Source organism: Enterobacter sp. CM29 (assembly GCF_013179605.1).
In the GTDB taxonomy this organism is placed as follows: Bacteria; Pseudomonadota; Gammaproteobacteria; order Enterobacterales; family Enterobacteriaceae; genus Enterobacter; species Enterobacter intestinihominis.
On the sequence record NZ_JABMCU010000271.1, the window covers coordinates 1 to 4,623 of the forward strand.

Here is a 4,623-nt window from a genome sequence, read left to right on the forward strand (position 1 = left end):
CCACTAACTCGCGCCGTTCGTTATCTTTTCCGTCATGGCGGAACAACTGACCCAGCCACGGAATGTTGCCCAGCACGGGCACGCTGTCGCGTCCGGTTTTATTCTTTTGCGAAAAGATCCCGCCCAGCGCGAGCGTTTCCCCACTTTTTACCTCTACCTGCGTTTCGATCTCCTGCTTATCAATCGCCAGCGTTTCGCCGTCCGCCTGTTGCAGCACCTGGCCAGGCATATTTTCACTGATATGCAGCTTCAGACGAACGCGGCCGCCCGGAAGCACCACCGGCGTGACCTCCATGCCTAATACCGCCTCTTTAAACTCAACGGAGGTCGCCCCGCTTTCGCCGCTGGAAACCTGATACGGGATTTCGCTGCCCTGCTTGATGCTGGCCGGCTGCATGTGCGACGCCAGTAGCCGCGGGCTGGCGATGATATCCACCTGCTGCTTTTGCTCAAGCGCCGACAACTCAAGATCCAGCATCCTGCCGTTGATGCGCCCGATATTAAACCCAACGTGTGTGGTTGCACTGGCCACCGACAGGTCAGCGCCCAACGTCGTGACCTGACCCACCTTACCGGCCTCCGTTGCGTCAGCGAGGTTCCATTTCACCCCCAGTTCACGCAGGCTTTTTTCACTAATGGTCACAATCTGCGCCGCCAGTTCTACCTGCTCGACGGGCAGATCCATCTGCGCTGCCCAGCGCTGGAGCATATCCACCACCGACTTGTTATCCCTGACCAGGAGACGGTTGGTGCGCTTGTCGACGGAGAGACTGCCTTTCGGGCTTAAGAGCTTTTCCGCCGCTTTTTGCAATTCGGCCGCATCCGCATAAGCAAACGGAATGCTGTGAGAGAGCAGCGGAGCGTCGAGCAGACGCTGGGCCCGCTCCTGCTCTTTACGCGTCTGTTGCTCCCGCTGCCAGGCCGCCGTATGCACATAAAAAATGCCGCCCTCTTCCCGCAATACCAGCCCGGCACTGTTCACTACCGTCTGAAGCGCCTGCCTCCAGGGCACCCGCGTTAGATTCAGCGAAAGCGAACCGCTGACATCCGGCGACACCACCAGATTGCGATCCTCCTGCGCTACCATCGCCTGTAATACCTGCACCACCGGGACATCATCCACCAGCAGGGTGACCGGTTTTGGCGTCGCGGCCCACAGGGGCTGGCTGAGTGCCGCGAGTAACAGCCCTATCCATATCTTCACTTTTTTTCGTTCCTTCTCGCTGCCATGTCCATCGTTTCGGCTCGCACATCTCGCCGACATCAACGGTCAGTTGTTGTGTATCTATCGCACTCACCCGCCAGCCTGGCGGTAACCGCATCTGCGTTTTTACCCGGTGCCAGCGGTTCTGCCCGTCCTGCATAAGGCCGATATCCCTGCTGCCGCTGACTACTCCCTGATACCGCCACTGGCTGAGTTGCCCTGCTGCGCAACGCTCTTCCGGCACGGAGAAGGGATCCCGCATCCCGGTCAGGAAAAGCGGAGAAAGCAGGATCAGCAAACGGGTTTTACTGCGCATGACCGATCTCCAGTTGCAGGCTAAGGCGTAGCTGTTTTCCCTGTGGGGTGATGGAAAACGCGCTCACCCGCACGTTCTCAAGCGCCAGCCGGGAAAAGAGCGCCGGAACTGCGCCCCACAAGGCATCCAGCGCCAGCTCTCCCCCACTCTGCTGCGGTTTCCAGTACACCAGCCTTGCGTCCTCACGCTGAAATGCCAGCGGAGAAAAGGGCTGCACCGGCTTCACTTGCGTAACCACAGGTCGCCGCCCGACCTTTGGCCACAGCGAGGCGTTGATTCGCTTCGCACTGCTGGCCTGCGCCTGAATATCGGCGTAGCACAGAGCAGCGGGTCTGAGCAGCGCTCCCCAAATCGCAAACGCAACGATCCCCGACGCGATCAACCAGCAAAGGACGCGCCGGGAAGGACGTGCATCTGTCCAGCGTTGATACCAGATGCCCACTGGCTACCTCCGGCTATGCAGTTGAAAAGAGAACATCCATCGCCCCTGGCTATCCTGTTGCAATTCGCCTGCCGGTCCGGGGTTAAACCCCGTCACCCTTTTCAGCGCATCGGTCATGGCGGAGAGCGTCGGGAGTGAGGTGGTATAGCCCGTCAGGATCAGCGAGGGTGGCTGATAACGCAGCGCCGTCAGCCACGCCTGCCGGGGCATTGCACTGGCAAGGGATTCAAGCGCGGGTTGCCATGCCACCGTCTCAGGCGGCTGCGAAAGGGGTTCCAGCCCCGCAGACTGCGGCTGACGGGCTTTCAATACCTTCTGCACCGCACGCGTTCCCGCCAGATCGCTCTGCAACGCCTGTGACGCGAGAGTCTGCGTCGCCCGAAGGCTGACGCCTCCCGCCAGCATCACCAACAATGAGGCGGTAAACAGCAGCCCCCAAAAACGCAGGCGCTGATTACGTTGCTGCCGACGCCAGGGTAAAAGATTGGGCATGCTCATTACGGCGCCTCGCTCATGGCCAGCGCCAGGGCGACGGTGTAATCAGCACCACATTCTGGCAACGGCGGCTGACACAGCGTCACCGCTTCCCAGGGATCCCGTGCAGCATCAAACACGGCGATATCAGAAGGAGAAAGTGCAAGCAACGCCGCCAGCTCATTCACCGTCGCCGCTTCTGTGGTGTAGCGCCGCCCCCACTGGTGACGCATCGCCCACAGCCACTGGTGTTTATCCCTCCAGGCTACGCACCGGACGGGGGCAACAGCAGAGAGAAGATTAGCCAGTGCGCCGGCATCCGGGACGATTGCGGCCAGGCGCAAACGCAGCGCTTTCGCCAGCGACAACAGGGTATCGACCTCTCTGTTTTGCGCGGCGGTAACCTGAAAAGTGTTGCTGAACGTATCCTGCGCGTAGTCAAAGCAGAGCGTATCGGGAGGCATCTCCAGCTCACGCGCTAATGCGGCGCCTACCCAGGTGAGCTGTTCGCTGTCACGCAAGGTAACGGATGGACGGGGCAACGCGCGTTGCAGAACGCGCGTTGCCGGAAATGAGAGAAATACCCGATGCGAGTGCGGCAATGTTTTCCGCCAGCCACGTAATGCGTTAACCAGTTGTTCTGGCTTAAGTATTTTGCCTTCACCGATAACCCCGTCCGACAGCGGCACCGCCCACCAGCGCCGTAAACGCCAGCCGGCCCGCTCTCTGGTCAGCGCCACGGCAATCACCTTATCCTGTTGAATATGAACGCCTGTTTGCCACGTTTTAAAAGCCATACTTCACGATCTCCTTATCGCCCGTCGGAGTGACGGCTATATCAATGAATCAGGCTTGCCTTTATACTACCGCGCGATTGTTTAGAAACTGCCCAGGCTAAACCAAATGGGAAATCTCCGGTGAAGTTCGTAAAGTATTTATTGATCCTTGCAGTCTGTTGCATTCTGCTGGGAGCAGGCTCGATTATTGGTTTGTACAAATATGTCGAGCCGCAACTCCCTGATGTCGCCACACTTCGTGATGTGCAGCTTCAGATCCCTATGCAGGTCTATAGCGCCGATGGTGAACTGATGGCGCAATACGGCGAGAAACGTCGTATCCCACTGACCTTAAATCAAATTCCACCCGTGATGGTGAAGGCTTTTATCGCCACCGAGGACAGCCGTTTTTACGAGCACCACGGTGTCGATCCGGTCGGTATTTTCCGTGCGGCAAGCGTGGCGCTGTTCTCCGGTCATGCCTCTCAGGGGGCAAGTACCATTACCCAGCAGCTGGCGCGTAACTTCTTCCTCAGCCCGGAAAAGACGCTGATACGTAAGATCAAAGAAGTATTCCTCGCGATCCGCATTGAGCAACTGCTGAGCAAAGACGAGATCCTTGAGCTTTACCTCAACAAGATCTATCTGGGCTACCGCGCCTATGGCGTAGGGGCTGCGGCTCAGGTCTATTTCGGTAAGTCGATCGATCAGCTCACGCTGAGCGAAATGGCGACCATTGCCGGCCTGCCAAAAGCGCCATCAACGTTTAACCCGCTCTACTCGCTGGACCGCGCCACCGCGCGCCGTAACGTTGTGCTATCGCGTATGTTGAGCGAAGGCTACATCAGCCAGGATGAGTACGATCGGGCACGCAGCGATGTGATTGATGCCAATTACCATGCACCGGAAATTGCTTTCTCATCGCCGTATCTGACGGAAATGGTTCGCCAGGAGATGGTGCGCCGCTACGGCGACAAAGCATATGAAGACGGCTATCGCGTTTATACCACCGTGACCCGCAAGGTGCAGCAGGCTGCCCAGCAGGCGGTGCGTAATAACGTGATGGATTACGATATGCGTCACGGCTATCGCGGCCCGTCCAACGTGCTGTGGAGAGTGGGCGAAGGCGCATGGGACAGCAAAAAAATCACTGATTCCCTGAAAGCGCTGCCGACCTATGGCCCGCTGCGTCCGGCGGTGGTCACCCAGGCCGATCCGCAGGAAGCGGTGGCGATGATGGCCGATGGTACATCCGTTTCGCTGCGTATGGAGGGTATCCGCTGGGCGCGTCCGTACCGTTCTGACACCCTTCAGGGGCCTACTCCACGTAAAGTGACGGATGTGGTACAAACCGGACAACAAATCTGGGTGCGTCAGGTAGGCGATGCCTGGTGGCTGGCACAGGTGCCGG

At 58.6% G+C, this 4,623-nt stretch carries 6 protein-coding genes; 1 reads left to right on the forward strand and 5 read right to left on the reverse strand.

Annotation, left to right across the window (positions count from 1 at the left end; translation table 11 throughout):
- The 5 genes from hofQ to pilM all read right to left on the reverse strand — a co-directional run.
- The coding region (gene hofQ, locus HP459_RS21565; RefSeq protein WP_171936813.1) for a DNA uptake porin HofQ at positions 1 to 1,204 on the reverse strand (1,204 nt) is incomplete at its 3' end.
- On the reverse strand, positions 1,116 to 1,520 hold the full coding sequence (locus HP459_RS21570; RefSeq protein WP_058645883.1) for a HofP DNA utilization family protein: 405 nt from the start codon (positions 1,518 to 1,520) through the stop codon (positions 1,116 to 1,118). The genes HP459_RS21570 and hofQ, both read right to left, overlap by 89 nt.
- A complete protein-coding gene (locus HP459_RS21575; RefSeq protein WP_058645885.1) occupies positions 1,510 to 1,962 on the reverse strand; it encodes a hypothetical protein in 453 nt (150 codons plus the stop codon). Before HP459_RS21575 ends, HP459_RS21570 begins: the two co-directional genes overlap by 11 nt.
- 3 nt (positions 1,963 to 1,965) lie before the next feature.
- The gene (locus HP459_RS21580; RefSeq protein ID WP_023307110.1) at positions 1,966 to 2,460 is read right to left on the reverse strand and encodes a PilN domain-containing protein; all 495 of its coding nucleotides are present in this window, start codon (positions 2,458 to 2,460) and stop codon (positions 1,966 to 1,968) included.
- Entirely contained in the window at positions 2,460 to 3,233 is a 774-nt protein-coding gene (gene pilM, locus HP459_RS21585) for a pilus assembly protein PilM (protein ID WP_022649626.1), read from the reverse strand. The genes HP459_RS21580 and pilM overlap by 1 nt, the downstream gene beginning before the upstream one ends.
- A gap of 120 nt (positions 3,234 to 3,353) precedes the next feature.
- Here pilM and HP459_RS21590 point away from each other — a divergent pair.
- A partial coding sequence (locus HP459_RS21590; RefSeq protein ID WP_171936814.1) for a transglycosylase domain-containing protein occupies positions 3,354 to 4,623 on the forward strand: 1,270 nt, incomplete at its 3' end.